Annotated in this window: 15 protein-coding genes; 8 read left to right on the forward strand and 7 right to left on the reverse strand. The window is 48.6% G+C overall.

Annotated features, from left to right (window positions below):
- The first annotated feature begins 110 nt into the window (after positions 1–110).
- The gene (gene fdhF / locus L3N51_RS02445; RefSeq protein WP_238025234.1) at positions 111–2,087 is read left to right on the forward strand and encodes a formate dehydrogenase subunit alpha; all 1,977 of its coding nucleotides are present in this window, start codon (positions 111–113) and stop codon (positions 2,085–2,087) included.
- On the opposite strand, the gene acs is transcribed toward fdhF, so the two are convergent.
- Positions 2,088–4,055 (reverse strand): acetate--CoA ligase, encoded by a 1,968-nt coding sequence (gene acs / locus L3N51_RS02450; protein ID WP_238025237.1) that lies wholly within the window; start codon positions 4,053–4,055, stop codon positions 2,088–2,090. It lies immediately after the preceding gene.
- A 369-nt stretch (positions 4,056–4,424) separates the two neighbouring features.
- Here acs and L3N51_RS02455 point away from each other — a divergent pair, with 369 nt between their 5' ends.
- The 3 genes from L3N51_RS02455 to L3N51_RS02465 all read left to right on the forward strand — a co-directional run bounded on the left by L3N51_RS02455 (position 4,425) and on the right by L3N51_RS02465 (position 8,368).
- Positions 4,425–6,332: an APC family permease gene (locus L3N51_RS02455; protein WP_238025241.1), complete on the forward strand. Its 1,908-nt coding sequence runs from the start codon at positions 4,425–4,427 to the stop codon at positions 6,330–6,332.
- A gap of 38 nt (positions 6,333–6,370) precedes the next feature.
- Positions 6,371–7,153 carry an MBL fold metallo-hydrolase gene (locus L3N51_RS02460; protein ID WP_238025243.1) on the forward strand — a complete coding sequence of 261 codons (783 nt, stop codon included), beginning with the start codon at positions 6,371–6,373 and terminating at the stop codon, positions 7,151–7,153.
- A 63-nt stretch (positions 7,154–7,216) separates the two neighbouring features.
- The gene (locus tag L3N51_RS02465; protein WP_238025244.1) at positions 7,217–8,368 is read left to right on the forward strand and encodes an MFS transporter; all 1,152 of its coding nucleotides are present in this window, start codon (positions 7,217–7,219) and stop codon (positions 8,366–8,368) included.
- A 5-nt stretch (positions 8,369–8,373) separates the two neighbouring features.
- On the opposite strand, the gene L3N51_RS02470 is transcribed toward L3N51_RS02465, so the two are convergent.
- Positions 8,374–10,194, reverse strand: coding sequence for a phosphoenolpyruvate carboxykinase (GTP) (locus tag L3N51_RS02470; protein ID WP_238025250.1), 1,821 nt, complete (start codon positions 10,192–10,194; stop codon positions 8,374–8,376).
- Between the two features lie 153 nt (positions 10,195–10,347).
- Between L3N51_RS02470 and tpiA the strand changes: the two genes are divergently transcribed.
- On the forward strand, positions 10,348–11,043 hold the full coding sequence (gene tpiA, locus L3N51_RS02475; protein ID WP_238025254.1) for a triose-phosphate isomerase: 696 nt from the start codon (positions 10,348–10,350) through the stop codon (positions 11,041–11,043).
- A gap of 10 nt (positions 11,044–11,053) precedes the next feature.
- On the opposite strand, the gene L3N51_RS02480 is transcribed toward tpiA, so the two are convergent.
- The 3 genes from L3N51_RS02480 to purE are packed head-to-tail and all read right to left on the reverse strand — an operon-like array spanning position 11,054 to position 12,928.
- Positions 11,054–11,401 (reverse strand): winged helix-turn-helix domain-containing protein, encoded by a 348-nt coding sequence (locus tag L3N51_RS02480; RefSeq protein WP_238025265.1) that lies wholly within the window; start codon positions 11,399–11,401, stop codon positions 11,054–11,056.
- Positions 11,398–12,483, reverse strand: coding sequence for a 5-(carboxyamino)imidazole ribonucleotide synthase (locus L3N51_RS02485; protein WP_238025272.1), 1,086 nt, complete (start codon positions 12,481–12,483; stop codon positions 11,398–11,400). The genes L3N51_RS02480 and L3N51_RS02485 overlap by 4 nt, the downstream gene beginning before the upstream one ends.
- Positions 12,455–12,928: a 5-(carboxyamino)imidazole ribonucleotide mutase gene (purE, locus tag L3N51_RS02490; RefSeq protein WP_238025273.1), complete on the reverse strand. Its 474-nt coding sequence runs from the start codon at positions 12,926–12,928 to the stop codon at positions 12,455–12,457. The genes L3N51_RS02485 and purE overlap by 29 nt, the downstream gene beginning before the upstream one ends.
- Before the next feature lie 115 nt (positions 12,929–13,043).
- Between purE and L3N51_RS02495 the strand changes: the two genes are divergently transcribed.
- Both L3N51_RS02495 and L3N51_RS02500 read left to right on the forward strand, forming a co-directional pair.
- Positions 13,044–14,309, forward strand: coding sequence for an APC family permease (locus tag L3N51_RS02495; protein ID WP_238025274.1), 1,266 nt, complete (start codon positions 13,044–13,046; stop codon positions 14,307–14,309).
- Positions 14,310–14,313: 4 nt separating this feature from the next.
- Entirely contained in the window at positions 14,314–14,838 is a 525-nt protein-coding gene (locus tag L3N51_RS02500; RefSeq protein WP_238025275.1) for a DUF429 domain-containing protein, read from the forward strand.
- Here the strand turns inward: L3N51_RS02500 and L3N51_RS02505 are convergent.
- The gene (locus L3N51_RS02505) at positions 14,818–15,402 is read right to left on the reverse strand and encodes a hypothetical protein (RefSeq protein WP_238025276.1); all 585 of its coding nucleotides are present in this window, start codon (positions 15,400–15,402) and stop codon (positions 14,818–14,820) included. The genes L3N51_RS02500 and L3N51_RS02505 overlap by 21 nt on opposite strands.
- Complete coding sequence (locus L3N51_RS02510; protein WP_238025277.1) at positions 15,395–17,083, reverse strand: DNA polymerase domain-containing protein; 1,689 nt, start codon at positions 17,081–17,083, stop codon at positions 15,395–15,397. Before L3N51_RS02510 ends, L3N51_RS02505 begins: the two co-directional genes overlap by 8 nt.
- Before the next feature lie 233 nt (positions 17,084–17,316).
- Here L3N51_RS02510 and L3N51_RS02515 point away from each other — a divergent pair, with 233 nt between their 5' ends.
- The gene (locus L3N51_RS02515) at positions 17,317–18,177 is read left to right on the forward strand and encodes a hypothetical protein (RefSeq protein ID WP_238025278.1); all 861 of its coding nucleotides are present in this window, start codon (positions 17,317–17,319) and stop codon (positions 18,175–18,177) included.
- The last annotated feature ends 66 nt before the right edge of the window (positions 18,178–18,243 follow it).

Consider the following 18,243-nt stretch of genomic DNA (forward strand, 5'->3'; position numbering starts at 1 on the left):
GAAAGATGCTTTCGTTGAACTAAAAAGTAATATGGGAGTTAACTCCGTTTACCCGTTTTAAAGACTCCTATTAAGTTTCGGTTTAATTAAATACAATCCTACGTAGGTTAATGCTTGAAACTAAGAGTATTTGTCCGTACTGCGGAGTCGGATGTGGTCTCATACTTGAGGTTGACAACAACCTGATCATGAGGTTATACCCGGACCAGGATCATGTTGTGAGCAGAGGTCACATCTGCGGTAAGGGGAGTACTGCCCACGAGCCTGGAAACAGCTGGGATAGACTTCTCTATCCTCTCAAGAGGGAAAAGGACGTGATGGTCAGGACTTCATGGGATAACGCCCTTCAAGAGATTGCTACCAAACTCCTCGAGATAAGAAAAAGGTATGGACCAGAGGCCATAGGGTTCTATGGGGGTTGCCAAAACACCCTTGAAGAAGGCTACACTATGATGAAGTTGGCGAGAGCGCTGGGAACCAATAATGTGGATTCCTGTGCACGAGTCTGTCATGATCCTTCTGCTACAGCCCTGAAGGAAATGGTGGGACTTGGTGCGACTTCCACCTCAGTTACCGAGATTCCCAGGAGTAAGGCCCTGGTGATAGTGGGAGAATCTTTAACTGAGAGTCATCCCGTCTTGGTTCAATACCTCTCCTTATTGAAGAAGAATAACGGGAAAATTGCGGTGATAGATCCCAGAACTACTGGAACTGCCAAGATGGCCGATCTCCATCTCAAGAGCAGGCCAGGTACCGACATTTACCTGTTTAACGCTGTGGCAAATTTCTTGATCTCCAACAATCTTTACGACAGGAAATTCGTTGAGGACAGGGTCGACGGCTTTGAAGAGTTCTCCAGGCTCATTAAATCCTACACAATCCAGGAAGCTGAGAGAATTACTGGGATTGAACAACACATTATCGTAGAGTTTGCCAGGTTAATTTCACAAAAGCCGGTGATTTTCTCCTGGGGACTTGGACTAACTCAGACCGGTGGACCCAAGGCAGTACGCAGTCTGATTAATCTGGCCCTACTCACGGGCAACGTGGGAATTGATGGGGCGGGCCTTCTGGTGTATAGGGGTCAAACTAACGTACAGGGATCTGGGGACCTGATTAAACCTAACGTGTTTCCCAATGGCCCCATGGCGCTGGAAACTGCTAAGGAACTTGAGAAAATATGGGGATTTCTACCTCCCATGAGGGAAGGGAAGACTGTAACCGAGGCCCTTCTCGGTTCAGATATGAAGGCTATAGTGCTAATGAATTTCAATCCTGCAGTAAGTTTCCCCAACAGGAGAAAGGTTGAGAACTTCCTGAAGTCTCTGGAGCTTCTGGTGGTGATGGATCCATTCATGACGGAAACGGCCAAATTGGCCCATTACGTTTTACCTTCAGCAATGTGGACTGAGAAGGAGGGATCTGTAACCAGCTTGGACAGAATCGTGAAGTGGAGGTTTAAGGCTGCGTCTCCTCCAGGGGAGGTGAAAGAGGAGCTAGAGATCCTCTCTCTCCTAGCGGATAGGCTGGAATTAAAGGGTTTTTCAAGAGACCCGAAGGAGGTATTTAAGGAAATGAAAACGGTTGCAAAGACCTACTCCAACCTCACGCTGGATCAGGTAATGGACTACTCCACTCCCTCCAGATATCCTGAGAACGATACCGTCCTTTACAGAACGAGATTTTACACCAGTAACGGAAAGGCCAAGTTAAAGTTTGAGGAGCAACCAGAGCCCAAGAGTGGCCTCATACTGATTACGGGTAGGGCAGTGACCAGGTATAACACCGACGAGATGATAAGCAGAACGCCTGGATTTAGTCAGCTTGCACCCGTGATTTATCTCAATCTTAAGGACGCTCAACGCCTTGGCATAAGGGATAATGATCTTGTAAAGGTAACCTCTAGGTGCGGTATGGCAATTCTAAACGCCAGGATTTCCCCTGACGTGTTAGAGGGCACCGTGTTTGCGTATATGCATGTGCGAAGTATCAACAACGTTGTGTGCGACGAGCTAGATCCAGAAACAAAAACTCCCAGGTATAAATATACCGAGGTAAGTATATCGAAAATTGAAAATATCTATTGATTAACCCGTCTTCAGTTCCTTCTTTAGCTCCTCCACTGCCTTCTTTATTTCATCCATGGAAGCCTCATCTTCTATGGTGGTCAGGTCACCCGCACTTGACCCCATCATCACTGCCTTTATCACTCTTCTCATTACCTTTCCGGACCTGGTCTTGGGCAACTTATCCACGAAATGTATTTGCGGACTCACAATGGGTCCCATCACCTTCCTCACGTGTGATTGTATATCCCTGGCCAGCTCTGAGGATGGCGCATAACCTTGCTTTAGAACCACGAATGCGTGAACCTCCTCGCCCTTCACGGGATCAGGTACACCTATGACTGCTGCCTCTGCAACCGAGGGGTGAGACGTTATTGCAGACTCCACCTCCCCCGCTCCAATCCTGTGGGCTGCAATCTTCAGCGTCTCATCTGCCCTTCCCAGCACCCAGATATACCCGTCCTCATCCACCATGGCGAAGTCTCCAGGATAGTACAGGGAACCGAATTTGCTGAAATAGGTCTTCTTCAACCTCTCTCCGTTATCGTTCCACATTCCCATCATCATGTTTGGCGGGAATGGCGGTCTCATCACAAGGTATCCCCTGGCTCGGGGAGCAGCTGGATTGCCATTCTCGTCCAGAACCTCCACGAAGTTACCCGGCAGTGGGAAACCTGAGGCTGGCCCAGACTTCATGGGCATGTAAATTATTCCGGGAAGGTAGCCCAGGTTGGGTGCTCCAGTCTCGGTTTGCCACCACTGATGCGACATGAAAACCTTCCCTCCACCCAACACCTCCAGTCCCCACTTCCAGGGAGAGTAGTTGAGAACCTCACCGTTGGTCACAATTATTCTGACCGATGAGAGGTCGTGATTTTTCACGTACTGATCTCCGTACTTCATGAAATATCGGAGAGCCGTGGCGGAGGTACCGAAGGTGGTCGCCCTGTATCTCTCAATAATCTCAGCCCATTTGTCCGGATATGGATAGTCGGGCGCGCTTTCATAGATCACCACAGTTCTTCCCATGACCAGGGGAGAGTACGTGATATAGGAATGACCCACTATCCAGCCTATGTCTGAGGTGTTGAAAAGAACGTCATTCTCCTGGCTCAGGCCGTAGCTCCATAGTAGCATGACTGCCGTTCCAGTTAGGTAACCACCAGTGGAGTGCATGATACCCTTTGGTTTCCCTGTAGTGCCCGAGGTATAGAGGATGAAGAGGGGGTCGTTGGAATCCATCCTTTCAGGTTCCACGTACTTGTACTTCCCTACCTCATCGAAGAAAACGTCTCTGCCCTCCTTCATGTTAACCTCAGTTTTCATCCTTCTGTACACCAACACGTGCTGGACCGGGCTTCGTTCACCAAGAGAGTTCAGGGCCTCGTCAACCGTTTTCTTGAGTTCCACGATCTTTCCCCTTCTGGGGTAGGCATCGGCTGTGATAACCACCTTAGCCTTAGCGTCCTCAACTCTATCAGCTATGGCCTGGGAACCGAACCCTGCAAATATAACACTGTGAATTGCGCCCAGCCTAGCTGAGGCTAACATGGCAGCTATACCCTCGGGAGTCAGGGGCATGTATATGGTTACCCTGTCCCCCCTAGCTACTCCCAATGACCTGAGTGCGTTGGCCCATCTGTTGACCTCATAGAACATGTCCTGATAGGTCACAATTTTCCTCTCTCCCAGCTCGCTCTCCCATATAACCGCAGCCTTGAACTTCCTTGGACCATTTAGGTGCCTGTCCACTGCATTGTAGGAGGCATTGATCTTACCTCCAATGAACCATCTTGTCATGGGGTCTTCTTGTCTCATGGTCTCCTTCCAGGGTTCATACCAGTCCAGGAGGTCCTGTGCCAGGGATCCCCAGAACTCCGCAGGTTTTTCCTTGCTTAACTTCATCAGGTGAGCGTAATATCTCATGTTGTAGTCTGCCTTCTCCTCCAGTTCCTGTGACCCAGTCTTCAGGGTCTGTTCCTCAACCATAATATATCGCATAAACATGCTTATACACTATTAAAAAGGATTACCCTCAACCTTGAGTCTGGAAGGGGTAGGGGCAAGCATAGTCGAGATAATTATTCAAATTCTATCGAATTGACGCGAAAAAGATCTAGCTCCAAAACGGATTTATTAGATCAACTGGAGCAAAACGGTAAGATAATTGGGTATATTTGACATTATATTCAGCTATTTCTAACTATATAGCTCTCAATAGTTACAATATAACAATGATTTTAGCATACTAAAATGAAAAAGACTTATGGTAATTCCTTACCACCTTAAAAAAAGGATAAAGTAAAGTGATAGATAGTAGAAAGATTTTTAATAATTAATTTCGGTCTAGAGTTTGATATGTCAGGCGAAAAGTCTCAAAAGGCAGGGGATTTGGGGTTAGAGTCTGATAAGCAACTTAGAAGGTCCCTAGGCAAATTTGAGCTGCTCTACCTATCTTTAGGAGGTATCATAGGTTCTGGATGGCTGTTCGGGGCCCTGTACACTGCTGAGGATGCTGGAGGATCAGCTATCTTATCTTGGATAATAGCGGGAGTATTGATTCTGTTTGTGGGGTTGGCATACTCGGAGCTAGGTTCAGCCATCCCTAAGTCTGGAGGTATAGTCAGGTATCCTCACTACTCCCATGGTGGAGTGGCAGGGTACATCATAACATGGACGTACTTCTTGTCTGCTGCCTCCGTTCCAGCAATTGAGGCAACGGCAACAGTAACCTATCTATCTAGCCTGGTCCCAGCACTTACAACAAACGGTGTATTGACGCCCTTGGGCATCCTTACTGCTTACCTGTTCCTTCTCTTCTTCTTTTTCCTGAATTATATTGGAGTTAATATCCTCGGAAAAGTTACCCATGGTGCGGGCTGGTGGAAGTTACTGATACCTTCAATCACTGTGGTTATCCTTCTGATCTTCTACTTTCATCCGGCCAATTTCACCCTAGGTGGAGGCTTTTTCCCGTCGCCCTCTAACGTAGCGGCTGGATCTGCGGGAATATATGGGATGTCAGCGGTTCTTTATGCAATTCCAACTACTGGTGTTATATTTTCCTATCTAGGTTTCAGACAGGCAGTGGAGTACGGGGGAGAGGGAAGGAATCCTAGAAAGGATATTCCCTTCGCTGTTATGGGCTCATTAATTATAGCTGTCATTTTGTATACCTTACTTCAAGTCGCATTCATAGGAGGAATAAACTGGAGCACGTTAACTGTCACCAGCGGAAATAGTGCAACACCAATAACTCCTGGAAACTGGACAGAGTTGGGCCAAACTGCCATTTCATCTGGGCCATTTTATCAGATATTCAAGCTAGCTGCACCGCTAGGTTTCTTGTCCCTAATATTTGGAGGATGGGCATACATACTTCTTTTAGATGCTGTAGTGTCGCCAAGCGGAACTGGGTGGATATACACAGGTACCAGTACCAGAACTATGTATGGATTTGCCACCAACGGCTACTTGCCTGGAATATTCCTCAAGGTCGGGAAAACAAGAATCCCAATTTATTCGCTCATTGCAGCTACCATTATTGCAGCAATATTTATGCTACCGTTCCCTTCATGGCAGTCACTGGTGGGTTTCATTAGTTCGGCCACCGTCTTTACATATATAATGGGCGGAATAGGACTGGAGACTTTGAGAAATACAGCTCCAGAGCTCAATAGACCATATAAGTTGCCGTTAGCAAAGGTAATTGCCCCAATCGCTACTCTCGCTGCAGGATTAATAGTGTACTGGTCTGGTTTCGCCACCCTATTTTATGTGGTGACCGGTATATTTCTTGGTCTTGCATTATTCTTCGGATATTATGCCTACAAAGTTATGGGAATAAACAAGGGGTTCTCAACTGTAGTAGGTATAGTAAATATCGTGGTGACACTGGTTCTGGCATTCGAATTCTACAGAGCTACATCATCATTAAGTGCAGCAAACAACTTAGCATTCCTCATTTATATTCTAATTATGGCTGGTCTAGTAATATTTGACATATCTATACTGCATGCTTTTGGTAAAGGTGAAGAGGTGAAGAGAGAGATCACGGCTAGTTACTGGTTGCTTGCATACATTTTCGTCGTACTTGTTATCTCCTATTTTGGCGGTTTCGGTCTGAACCCTGTAATACCGTTCCCTGAGGACACACTGGTCGCCGCCATCGTTACTCTAGCAGCTCATTACGGTGCGGTGAAGAGCGGATTCAGGACTCAGGCGATCCAGGATATCCTGGAGGAAACAAGGGAGACCCCACCCTAATAGATTCTTTTTTTACCCTTTCTTTCCACTGTTTTTCCATGTGTTCCGGCATACATGCTATACCTTCAGGTCCGGGAGAATTCCCTGAAGCCGTTTACACCTTTGTCGTTTGTGATAAAATCAACGTCATGATAGATGCAGGCGTGGCAAATTCAGTTATGGATGCCAGCTTTCTTGACAGGCTGGATTACGTGGTAATTACTCACCTTCACATAGATCACGTTGGTGCACTTTCAGAGATTGTACAGAGGTATAAGTCAAAGGTGATAGTTTATCAGGGATATTCCAAGTACCTGAGGGATCCTACCAAGATCAACAAGGACGCGAAGCTAGTGCTCGGTGAGGTGGCAGATATTTACGGTGAAGTTGCCCCAACGGAGGCCAATTTCTTGGAGGTCAAGGGAGGAGAAGAGATTGATCTAGGGGAGAGGAAGATGAAGATCATTTATACCCCTGGCCATGCGAGGCATCACATCTCGGTATTTGTAGACGGTATCCTCTATTCTGGAGACTCTGCTGGAGGGAGATATAACGGAGTTCCCATTCCCACAACGCCTCCACCGCTGGATCTAAAGAGTTACATTGAAAGCATAAAGCTACAAATCTCTCTCTACCCTAGAGCGGTGGGACTTGCCCACGGTGGCCTGGTTCCTCCATCTCACCTTGAGGAACACCTGAACCAGATACTTAACAGGGACTACAGGGTTAATGTTGATCTGGGAGGTCTGGCAGAGCAAATACTGGGCAAACATCTAGAGGTAAACTACAGGGGACTGGAGGAGGCCTACAAGGCCTTGGAGACAGGTTCCAAAACGCAGTGATAAACTGTAACTTAAGAAATCTCGCGGAAAAAGGCTTAAAATTGTTTACGCTCTCTAGTAGTGATGCCCTCACCTCTAGATTACCCTGATTTTAGAAGATTCATAGTGAATAACGCGATTACATCCGGGGTATTTCCACTAAGCGAAATGACGGTGATGTGGCTATTCTATGTTAACCTGCACAATCTTCTCCTTTTCTCCCTGGTTGCCTCCTCCAGGGTTATATCCAGGATTGTTGTATCCCCCATTGCGGGATATCTGGGGGATAGATATGACAGGGGCAAGGTACTTTTCGTGACAAAGGCAATCTCACCTGCCTTTCTGGTGGTGCTGGCACTTCTCATGGGTTACCACATGTACTTGGCGGGACTGGCAGTGGTTTATGCAAGGGCGTTTAACTCTGAGATTTCTACCCAGACCGGTTCAGCATCAATTGTGACCATGGTTCCTAAGGAATTAATGTCCCGGGCCATCTTTATTAATAGGTCATTCAAGGAGCCCTCGACCCTAGCCGGTACATTGGCGTGGCCATTCCTGCTCAACTATCTGGGACCTTACGTTCTTTTCATATCGGCAACAGCTCTGGCCATTTCTCTACCTCTTGTCCGCAACCTGAGGATAAACCAGGGGAAAAAGGAAGTTAATCTCTTCACTGGATTCAAGATATTTATAACCAGGCCAGAGGCTAGAGGTGCAATTCTGGGTCTTGCTGTGGATCAGGCAGCAATATCCTTTCTCGTCAACTACACTCCCCTTCTGGTTTCACTGGAGGGCGGAACACAAATCTTCTACAGCCTCGCCCAGGCTGCCTTCTATGTGGGCATATTTTCCGGATCCTATGTGGTAACCAAGGTGAAGAGCTCTGCCCTGATGGATCTGATTAACCTTGTTCTGAAGGTTTCCCTTTTCCCACCACTTCTCCTCCACACGCCGTGGGCCCTCCTTTATTCGATGTTTGCGCTGACCTTTGCCGATGCCAACCTGGAGATAATGTGGTTCAGGGCACTGAGGAAGGGAGCAGGGGACGAATACTTAACCAGTATAATTGGGGTAGACGAGCTTATGACAAACGTTGGAAGAATTACGGTGCTGGAGATCGTTCCACTCATTCTCACTGCAGGGCTATTCCCCCTGGTGGGTTTGGGTCTGGCATTAATAGGCGCGGAGGGGATCATTCACTTACTGCACAAGCAAATACTTGACATAGAAAAATAGGCTCTTCAGCTTGACTCCAGCTGAGATGGTGTGACTCTATCCCCAAATTCTCTCATGTACTTATCAATTTCCAGCAGTTGTTTATCTAGGATTTCTATAACCTCTGCAGGGGTATCATCAACGCTCATATAGATATCCTTTATCCTCTTGAATTTCTCCTTGTAAGCCTTCAACCTGATGGTGAACTGAGCTTCATAGCTCTCCCTTGAATAGTCCTTTCCAAGCACATGAGAGAACAGTCTGCGCAGGTCATCATACCTGGGAATGTAACCGATGGGAGTAAGGATTGATCCTGCCTTATCCTCTAGTCTCTCGGCTATCCATCTTAACCACACCCTCTTGTCCTCTTTGCTGTTCAGGAATCCCTTCTCGCCCTTCAGGAAATAGTTGGCGCCGTATATTCTTGGGGATTTGCTCAATCTCCTCCCGAAATCTAGGTAATTACGGAGGTACTTCCCGAGCGACACCGAGATGAAGTCAAGTAGGGCCATGGGATTAAACTCCATCTCATCTGACTTCCCGAGGACAGCGCTCGTCCTGGCGGATTCCATGGAGGCTCCCATGGTCACAACTCCGTGGGCCCAATCGAATGCCTCTGCAATGGGAACTAGGGTATTGTAGTCCTTAACCCCGAATATCATAGCCTCCACCTCAACTCCTTCAGGGTCCTCATACCTTGGATCAAGGTTTCTGAAGGATGTGAGCCTCACCGTGAACCTTGCGTTGGGATGGCTCGCGGGAACGGGCTTTCCTTCGCCGTCCCTTTTCCCTTTCCACCACTCTCCCGTAAAGTTTACTCCCTTTTCGGGTTCCGGCTCCCCGCTTCCATCCCAGTAAACTGTACCGTCAGGTTTCAATAATACGTTGGAGAATATCACTTCATCATCCTTGTGAAGAACTTCCCAGATTATTGGATCGTCTTTGGGATTTATTCCGTGAATAATGCCGAAAACTCCCGCCTCGGGGTTCCAGGCCCTCGCCTTTCCATCTACGTTTCTGATGAAGGCAAGATCATCGCTTATCAACTTTCCCAACATGGACGTGCTAGTTTTCCCTGAACCTGAAGGGAAGGATGCAGTGACGTAATGCGTTCTCTCACCGTCAATTCCTATGATAGCCATATGTTCGGAGAGCCATCCCCCATTTACGGCCATGTTTAACGTTAACCTTAACGCGAGCTTCTTGAGACCCACACTGTTCCCGGCATACGTGGTGTTAACGCTGTATACTGTTCCGCCCAGATCTATGGCTATTCTCCTCCTCTTGATGTCCTGAGTTCCCCTTGAGTGAACAAACCTCAGGAAATCAACGTTCCCCGAAAATTCCCAGAAGGCGCTCCTGTACAGCATCATCTCGCTGTGTATCACGTAGGCTGAGTCGGTAACCTGAACTGCAAGGATTCTGTGCCTTGAGTTAACTGGCCCCAGGGAGTAAAACCCCACGAGCATTTCCCTGTTCTTCATGGAGCCCTTCAGGATCCCCAGGACTTCCTTCAATCCTTCCTCCCTGGGTCTGGTGTTCACGAAGGGAATTTTTCCACCCAAGATGAAGGTATCCTCCCTGGCCCTGGCCTGATCCAGGGGATGGTCGAAATGAACTGTGTGGTTCCGGTTGCGCAGAGGAATCTCCTCCCCGTTTTCCAGGGCCTTTCTTTTCACGTATTCAAGATCTTCCCTTGTCCCCTCCACTAGGTACACACTATCTGGCTCACATAATTCCACTACATTAGATAAAAACGTAACAAGGTTAGTATTATGTAGCTGATATAATTTGTTTGACATAAAAGAAGAGAGTCTCCCCCTTAATGATTCGGGAAAAACTTCCATATTAACAATGTGAAATCCTTACTTAAATTCTTTAAACATGAAAGGTTCATATGATCCTGTAACGTCCAGGATAAAGTAAGTTAATGTTGAAAATCTAGACTTTGGGGGAGTTTAGACAACAAAACTTAATTTAAAACTCGATCTTCTCTATCCATGAAGGTTCCAATTATCCTTGTGAACTACAAGGTCTATGAGACTTCCTATGGCAAAAGAGGGCTGGAGATGGCTAAGATCGTGGAGAAGGTGGCTCTGGAGACATCAACTGAGATAATAGTTGCCGTTCCAGCAACCATGATCACCAGAGTTGCGGAGATGGTGAGTATACCTGTGTATGCTCAGCATGTGGACGGGGTTCCAGAGGGCGCACATACGGGTGCAATAACCCCAGAGTTGATAAAGGACGCCGGGGCCAGGGGAAGCCTGCTAAATCACAGCGAGAAGAGGATGAGGATGGACGAGATGGATGATGCCTTGAAGAGAATGAGAAAGCTTGGTCTGGAGTCGGTGGTATGTGTGGACAGATACGAGCTGGTTGCACCCATGGCCCTTCTGAAACCCACTGCAGTTCTGGTGGAACCACCAGAGTTGATAGGCTCAGGAATATCAGTATCCAAGGCTAGACCTGAGGTTATAACCAGTGCCGTGGATGAGATAAGAAAGGTGGAAGGGGTTTATCTCGTGGCCGGTGCAGGCATCACTTCGGGAGAGGATGTGTATGTGGCAATGAAGCTGGGTTCTGACGGAGTTGGAGCCGCCAGCGCAATAATGAAGGCAAAGGAACCACAGAAAGTGCTCCTGGAGTTCGTGAATGGGGCCATAAGGGCTCTTGAGGAGAGAGGAGGAAGGTGAAGTTAACCGTTCAGTCATTCCCTTCGTTAATTTCCTCCTCAAGCATTTTAGAATACTTTTCGAGAACCCTTCTAACTTCCTCCTGCGCCTGTTCGTAAACTCTTATGGTCTTTATCACCTTTGGGTCGATATTCGTTCCGCCAGCATTCTTTCCTCCCTTTCTCATCTGTATTCCTCCAATCTCTCCATTGATCCTCCTGATGTACTGCCAGGCGAACTTGTATGATACCTTCATCTCCTCTGAGGCCTTGGATATCGAGCCTGAGTCAACTATTGCCTTAACCAGGGCTACTCCGCCCTTTCCCATGACGGGTTTCCCCTCGTCGTCCTCTATCCAGATTTTGAAATTAAACTTCATAGATCAGGCCCATTGGGATATAATATGTTCATGACATTTTCAATCTTTTCCTTAACTTCTGCCAGATCTCCTCCCAACACGTTAACATGTCCCATCTTTCTCCTCTTTCTTGCCTCACTCTTTCCATACCAGTAGACTGTTCCAATCCTCAGGATTTCCATGGGAGGATTGGCTATGCCTAGGATATTTACCATTCCTGAGAAAGTCAACACGCTGGTGCTTCCCAGTTCCAGTCCAGCCAGGGCTCTCACGTGCTGTTCAAACTGGGACACCTCTGCCCCGTCAAGCGTGTAATGGCCTGTGTTATGCACCCTGGGAGCGAACTCGTTAATGAGTACCTTTCCATCCTTGACGAAAAACTCAATCCCCATCACCCCGGTATAGTTCAGTCTTCTTGTGAGTTCCTCAGCTATCTTAACCATCTCCTCGTTTCCAAATGGACCGTAATTGTAGACCAAAATTCCCTTTTCATTGTAGTTGAACGTTGGGGGATAGGCTCTGAACTCGTTTCCCCTCCTCACGGCTATTATTGAGGCTTCGTAATCGAAGTTCACCAGCTCCTCCACCACGAAGTAGTCGTTCTCCTCCCTCAGGAAGGAGTACTTCTCGGCGTCTCCCCTGATGAAGAATTGTCCCTTTCCGTCATAACCGCCCTTGGACCTCTTTATAACACCGGTTCCGTTAAACTCATCCCTGAGGATCCTGAGGGCTTCATCACCTCCCCTGACCGTGACAAATCTGGGCACCGGAAGACCCTCCCTTCTCAAGAACTCCTTTTCCAGGTGTCTGGCCCTCTTCAGTTCCACCGCATTTATTCCTGGCACTAGCTTGTTGAGGTCCCTGGCCAGTTCAAGGGGTTGATCATCCACGTGTTCGAACTCATAGGTCACGACGTCGCATTCCTCAATGACCTTCCTGTACTCTTCCCTGAAGCAGTTGGCGATCTTGCAAGCCGGATCTTCCCTGTCACCATAAACGTAGAAGGAGAGGGGAAACTTGAGACCCTCAAGGACCATCATCCAGCCCAGCTGTCCCCCTCCCAGGATGCAGAACTTAAACGAGTTCCGTGGAGAGTACGTCATTTCTCATCTCCTCCATGAACTTTCTCATTTTCTCTCCAAGCTCCGGGTACTTCACTGACAGTATTCTCACGGCCAACAGGCCCGCGTTCTTGGCCCCTCCAATTGCCACCGTGGCGACGGGAACGCCATAGGGCATTTGTACTATGGAGAGAAGCGAATCAAGGCCGTTGAGGTTTCTGGAGGGGACCGGGACACCTATAACGGGCAGGTGGGTCAGGGAGGCCACCATGCCAGGTAAATGGGCAGCACCTCCAGCCCCCGCAATAATTACCTCGATCCCCCTCTCGTGTGCTTCCTTGGCGTACTTCATCATAAACTCTGGCGTCCTGTGCGCGGATACAACTCTAGCTTCGTAATTCACCCCGAAGGATTTCAGGACATCAACTGCCTCCTTCATCACTTCCCAATCGTTTTTACTCCCCATGATTACTCCGACTAGTGGCATGGTTAACCTAGAGAACACTGGTAAATTAACATTTAACTAAGGTGTCAGTTCAACTACACGTTTCAAGAGTTTGTTAAGAGTGCCTCATTTATACTTCATTTCAGTAATAGTTACGATGGGCAGTAAACCAAAGATCTCACCCACTGAAGTCTTCTTTCTATCCTTTGGCGGACAATCACCTTTCATTTCGCTGATGGCCTTCGGGACAGTGATGATCTCGTACGTGGGTGTTCACGCAGGTTTTGCCATGATAATGACTACCCTTCTCGTCATGGCCAATGCCTCCGTCGTGTACTCGCTTTCAAAAAGATTTAACAAGGGTGGGGGCTACTACACCTACGCTCTCCACACGTTGACCAGCAACTTGGGCATAACCACGGGGTGGATGTATATTCTCTACTCGTTAAGTTATGGGGGCACCTTAATGATGGGTGGGGTCTATGTGCTCAACCTGCTGACGGGACTCAACCCCTTCTACCTCACTCTGGTGGTTTCCATTCTCGCCTCAACGGTGGTCATTGCGGGAGTGAAACTTTCAGCCAGATATGCCGTGGGCGTGGGAATACTGGAAATAGTTGCCATCCTAGGCCTCTCAGTCTTCTTCATGTATCAGTCCGGATTCGTGTTTTACAACCCTGTTCCCAAATCGCTTCCAATTAATTTGCCCGAAGCCATCCTGTTTGGTATAGGAATTCCCTCAGGTTACTCCAGCATAGTCAGTTACCCTGAGGAAATAGAAAACGCCTCCAAGACGGTGAGCAGGATATCCCTACTTGTCCCTCTCGTGGGAGGTGGAATGGCTTCTTTCTTCTTTTATGCCCTAGCGGACCTGGGTTTCACTGGCAATCTGGTGCAGTTTCTCACCTCAAAGTTTGGGCTAGCGGGAGGCGTTGCCATCTCGGCCGTAGCCCTGAGCGACGCTGTGCTGGGAGGTATAGCATACCTGCTGGCTGGCTCTAGAACGATCTATAACATGTCCAAAAATGGTCATCTAATCAGATATCTGGCCAGTGAGTACAGGGGTCAGCCCAAGGTAGCAGAGATACTGGTCTCCGTCCTCATGCTTATCTCGCTTTCCTTTTTATCGCTAAATTTCAGCCCCCTGGTGGCACTTGGCTTAATTGGCGGGGTGTCAGGCATGAGCAACCTTTACATTCACATGGCTGCAGGCGTTTCACTTGCGAGGATGGGAAGGAGAAAACCCTTGAAGCACCTTCACGAGATAGCGTTCTCTGCCATATCACTAGCGTTCTCCGCCTGGGTCCTTTTCATCTCACTGGTTCAGCTGGAGAAATACGTGGTTTACTTCTTCCTAGGATGGATAATCCTGGGTTTCCTGCTGGCCGAGAGCCTGGAAATGGTAAGAGAAGAGGAGGAATGAGATATTGGAATGCGGGGTGGACCTTGCGGTTAAACGGAAGTCGGCAGTGGCTGTGATGGATGGGGACATGATCACTGTGACCTTCATTGATAGCGATGACGAGATAGTGGACATGTGTAAGGGGGCAAGCGTGGTAGCGGTGGATGCTCCCCTTACCACGGCCAAGGGGTTCAGGGAAGTGGACAGGCTCTTCCTATCCCGGGGGTTAAGGGTTTTCCCACCCTCCTTCATTTCAAGTCTTACGGAAAGGGGGATCAGGCTATCCAGGAGATTGAGGGCCATAGAGACCCATCCAACCTCATCCCTCAAGCTACTGGGGTGGGACTGGAGGGCGATCTCGGGTAACAAGGACGAAGCTGATGCGGTGGTATGTGCCCTCACCGCGAACCTCTGGCTGAGGGGGAGAACCCTGGCTTTCAGGGCCAGTGATGGTGAGATATACCTTCTTCAGGGAGATGTACCCCTTCCTAGAAGGCTGGGTCAGGGGAAATACCTAGTTCCAGACAACTCACAGGAGCCATTTCATTAACCCTTCCTCTCCTCTTCCGTAAATGTCCCAGAGGCCGTAGGGTATCTCCACGTTATCCACGGTGACGCTCTTCAACACTATAGCCCTGAAACCGGTCCTGCTTCTCTCCAGCCTGATTACGCTGTGGGCTGAGTGAAGCCCGAAGACTGATCCCTCCCTCTCCCTGTCCATGTAGCTGAACAGAAAACGTCTGCTCCTCCTTTCCCTCAGGGCTCCAACTATTCTGGTGTATTCTCTTCTGTTCCTGTGATGATATGGGTCCACCACCACCAGTTCCCTGTCCTCCATGGCCCTTATTGTGGGTTCCACGTCCTCAGCCTTGAAAGCCCTCCTCAGCTTCACATCTCCGCTCACGTTAAATATGCGCTGAAATCTCCTCACCAGAACCGGATCAAGCCCTCCCCTCTCCGAGACTATGACCACAAGGATGGGTGAGGAGATGGCGATAACCCTGTGGTAGAACAGTCGCAGGAGTTCCCAGTCACTGGAGTAGAACTCCACAAACTCATCGTCCCGGGTTATCCTGTCAAGCTCCTGAAATCCAGTGATCGGCCTCTCATCCAATACCCAGGACCTCCCTCGCCGTTCTCCTGAGGTACTCAAGGTAGTACTCGGAATCCCTACCCATGAAGCCATCTCTGGCGTTGTAGAACCCCCTGACTCCCCTGACGTAAGGTTCTCCCCTAATCCACATAACGAAGTCCCTGGGTTCACCATGCATAACCCTCCTCTCGTATTCCATGAGGTTCTCAACCAGATTGGACCTGAGCTTACTCAGGTCATCACAGCTCTCTGCCCTGGAGAGAATTTCCATGGAGCTCTCCAGGAACTCCTTCACCAGGTTGGGCATGTTTCTCCTGATAACTCCCTTGTATTTCATTCCCTCCTCAGTCATCCCAAAGTACCTCATGGGATAGGGCAACCCATCCCTCCTCCTTCCAAGAACTATCCACTTCAACTTGGTTGAACGGAGGCGCAATCCCGTCTCCTCCTCCAATCTCTTCACCAGTTGTGGGGCATCTCCCCTCACCACCAAGGAGTCCACTATACCGTGAAGCACCTCCACCCCCATCTCACGGGCGATCTCTACTGCCCTCCTCAGCGTCTTTCTAGCGTAGTATGTTACCAGCTCATACGCCTCAATCTTTCCGAACTTGGAGTTCCTGTATCCCAGGTAGCCGAAGGATGCAACAAGTATCCACTTCACGGCCTCCGCCCTCTCAGGATCCACGGGCTTCAGGGCTTCCTTTCTCCCTATTAACCAGGAAAGTGCCTCTGGAACTATTCCCCTCTCCCTGTTGCAGATGGTGTGGCCTATCTCAGTGACCACGTCGTCGCATGCGTCCACAGTCTCTCCCGAGATGTTATACTTTACTATGAGGGAAGGGTACATGGAGGAGAAGTCAATCTGCCAGGCATCGTCGAAACATCCGACCCTGGGGAAGAACACTAGCCCACCCTTATCGTTCAGGAGCATCTCGTCCATGTCCCTGAGCTTTTCCACCCTGGGAACCAGGTTCGGGACAACCACCTTCCTCTCAAATGCCACCCATGCCTCATTCGTGGTGAGTGCCTTCCCTATGGTTGCGTTTACCAGTTCCTTCAGGGGAGTCTTACAGGTATAGGACCACTCGATCAGACCCTTGACGGAAACAGGGGATTTCTTGTGTTCAAGTCTTATCTTGACCGGCGCTCTCACATGATCGCACGCTCTCCCGAAACAGCCCGCCACATCAACCTCAAGGTCCAGATCCCTCAGGAACCCCCTCTTCACCTCTCCGTTCACCTCAGCCTCAAACATGCCTCCCTCTTCAGCGGGGCCATACCAGTCGTGGGTTATCACTGTGGCATATCTCACTGGAGGAAAGGAGAGGCCAGGATCCCAGGACTCCACGATTCTGCCATCCTCTATTTTAACCTTCCTGAATGGTCTGGCCCCCAGCCTATCCAGAACAAGGGAGAGCACTGTGGGAAGTTGGTTCACCACGGTCGCCCTTCTGGAAATGTAGGACCAGGCGTCCAGGTCCGTAAGCTCATATCTGTGAAGCTTGACTCTCTCACCGGAGAGGGTTCTCCAGTCCTCCTCCTCGTGAGATACCACTGAAGGATGTTCCATTATTGCCTCAGGTTTATCGGTCATGACGTAAATTGGGTAGGTTGTCCTAACCCACGCCTCCCTGAAGCCGTCCAGCACAATCTTCAGTCTACCCCTGTATGGCACAGCATCGATTACATATCCCTCCATGTCGCTATCAGTCCACTATCTGGAACGAAATACCAGTTTCCCTTCCTTTTCTTTAAGAGAAGAGATAGTCACTCAGGTGAAACTGACCACGGATTACCTAGTAAGACGGTGAAAGGTCTTGCCCCCGGAATCTTGGAATCGTCGTTTTCACTCCTTCATTAAACCTAGCGTAACTAAACGTTAGTACTAATTTGACGTATTTCTGGGAAAAATTTATAACTAGAAAATTTAGTATGGAAAAAAGAATAGGTATGTTACAGACCTATGAAATAGATGTAAAAGTGCCAAAGTCAGTGATCAAGTCAGGGTTAATGGACCCCTTCCTGTTCTCAGGAGTCATGGGTCATGTCAATATTCTTCAAGTCCTGGATAAGAACACAGGTCAATACGTTGCTCCCGGGAAACTCACTGCCCCCGAGAGAGATTACAGAGTTCTCTACATATTTGGTACCCCTGACAGCAAGTTACATGTGGTCCTAGGACATATGACTGGTCCAAGTCTGTCCGGCGGAGCAATAGTTTATAACGGGAAGTCGGATGACGGTAAATTTGAGTGGAGGACCGAATTCCTAGTTGAGGATACCAGCTCTGGATCAAAGATTAGAATAGGCCTAGATGTAAACTACAAGAGCTCTGCGCTGGACAAGTTGATGGGGAGGAGTCCCTTCCAGCTTGCGGAGCATTTCATTCAGGATCACATAGTTCCATACCTGAGGTTCTATATGGAGAGGGAACAGGTTACGGTATCAGAACCTCAGGGATTGCCCCTAACTGAGGTAGCCAGAGTGGAGGGAGAGATATCGGAGGTAGCAACAAAGATTAGACAACTGATCAGTAGTTTGAAAACTGGAGTCATCGTGATTAAGGGCAAGAACATAAGGGCAAGCATTCAAGTGTCTGGAGGAAAGCCAGGCCTTATGAAGATGATTAGGGGAAACCAGGTGATAACAGGTAACGATGTTCTGGCTAACCTCTTACTGGAGACTGGTCAGGCCGTAGCAGTGGCCCTTGAAGTTGACCTAGAGCGCGTTCTAGATTATACCAGTGATCAAGTCCTTAAGAGCATAGAATTAGTAAAGGAAAAGAATAGTTAATTACTAAACTCACACAGTTCCTTTTACACTTTATCTCTTCGGAGGTTAAGGAGGCGGAAGATCCCA

This window comes from Metallosphaera javensis (ex Hofmann et al. 2022) (assembly GCF_022064045.1).
Classification (GTDB): Archaea; Thermoproteota; Thermoprotei_A; order Sulfolobales; family Sulfolobaceae; genus Metallosphaera; species Metallosphaera javensis.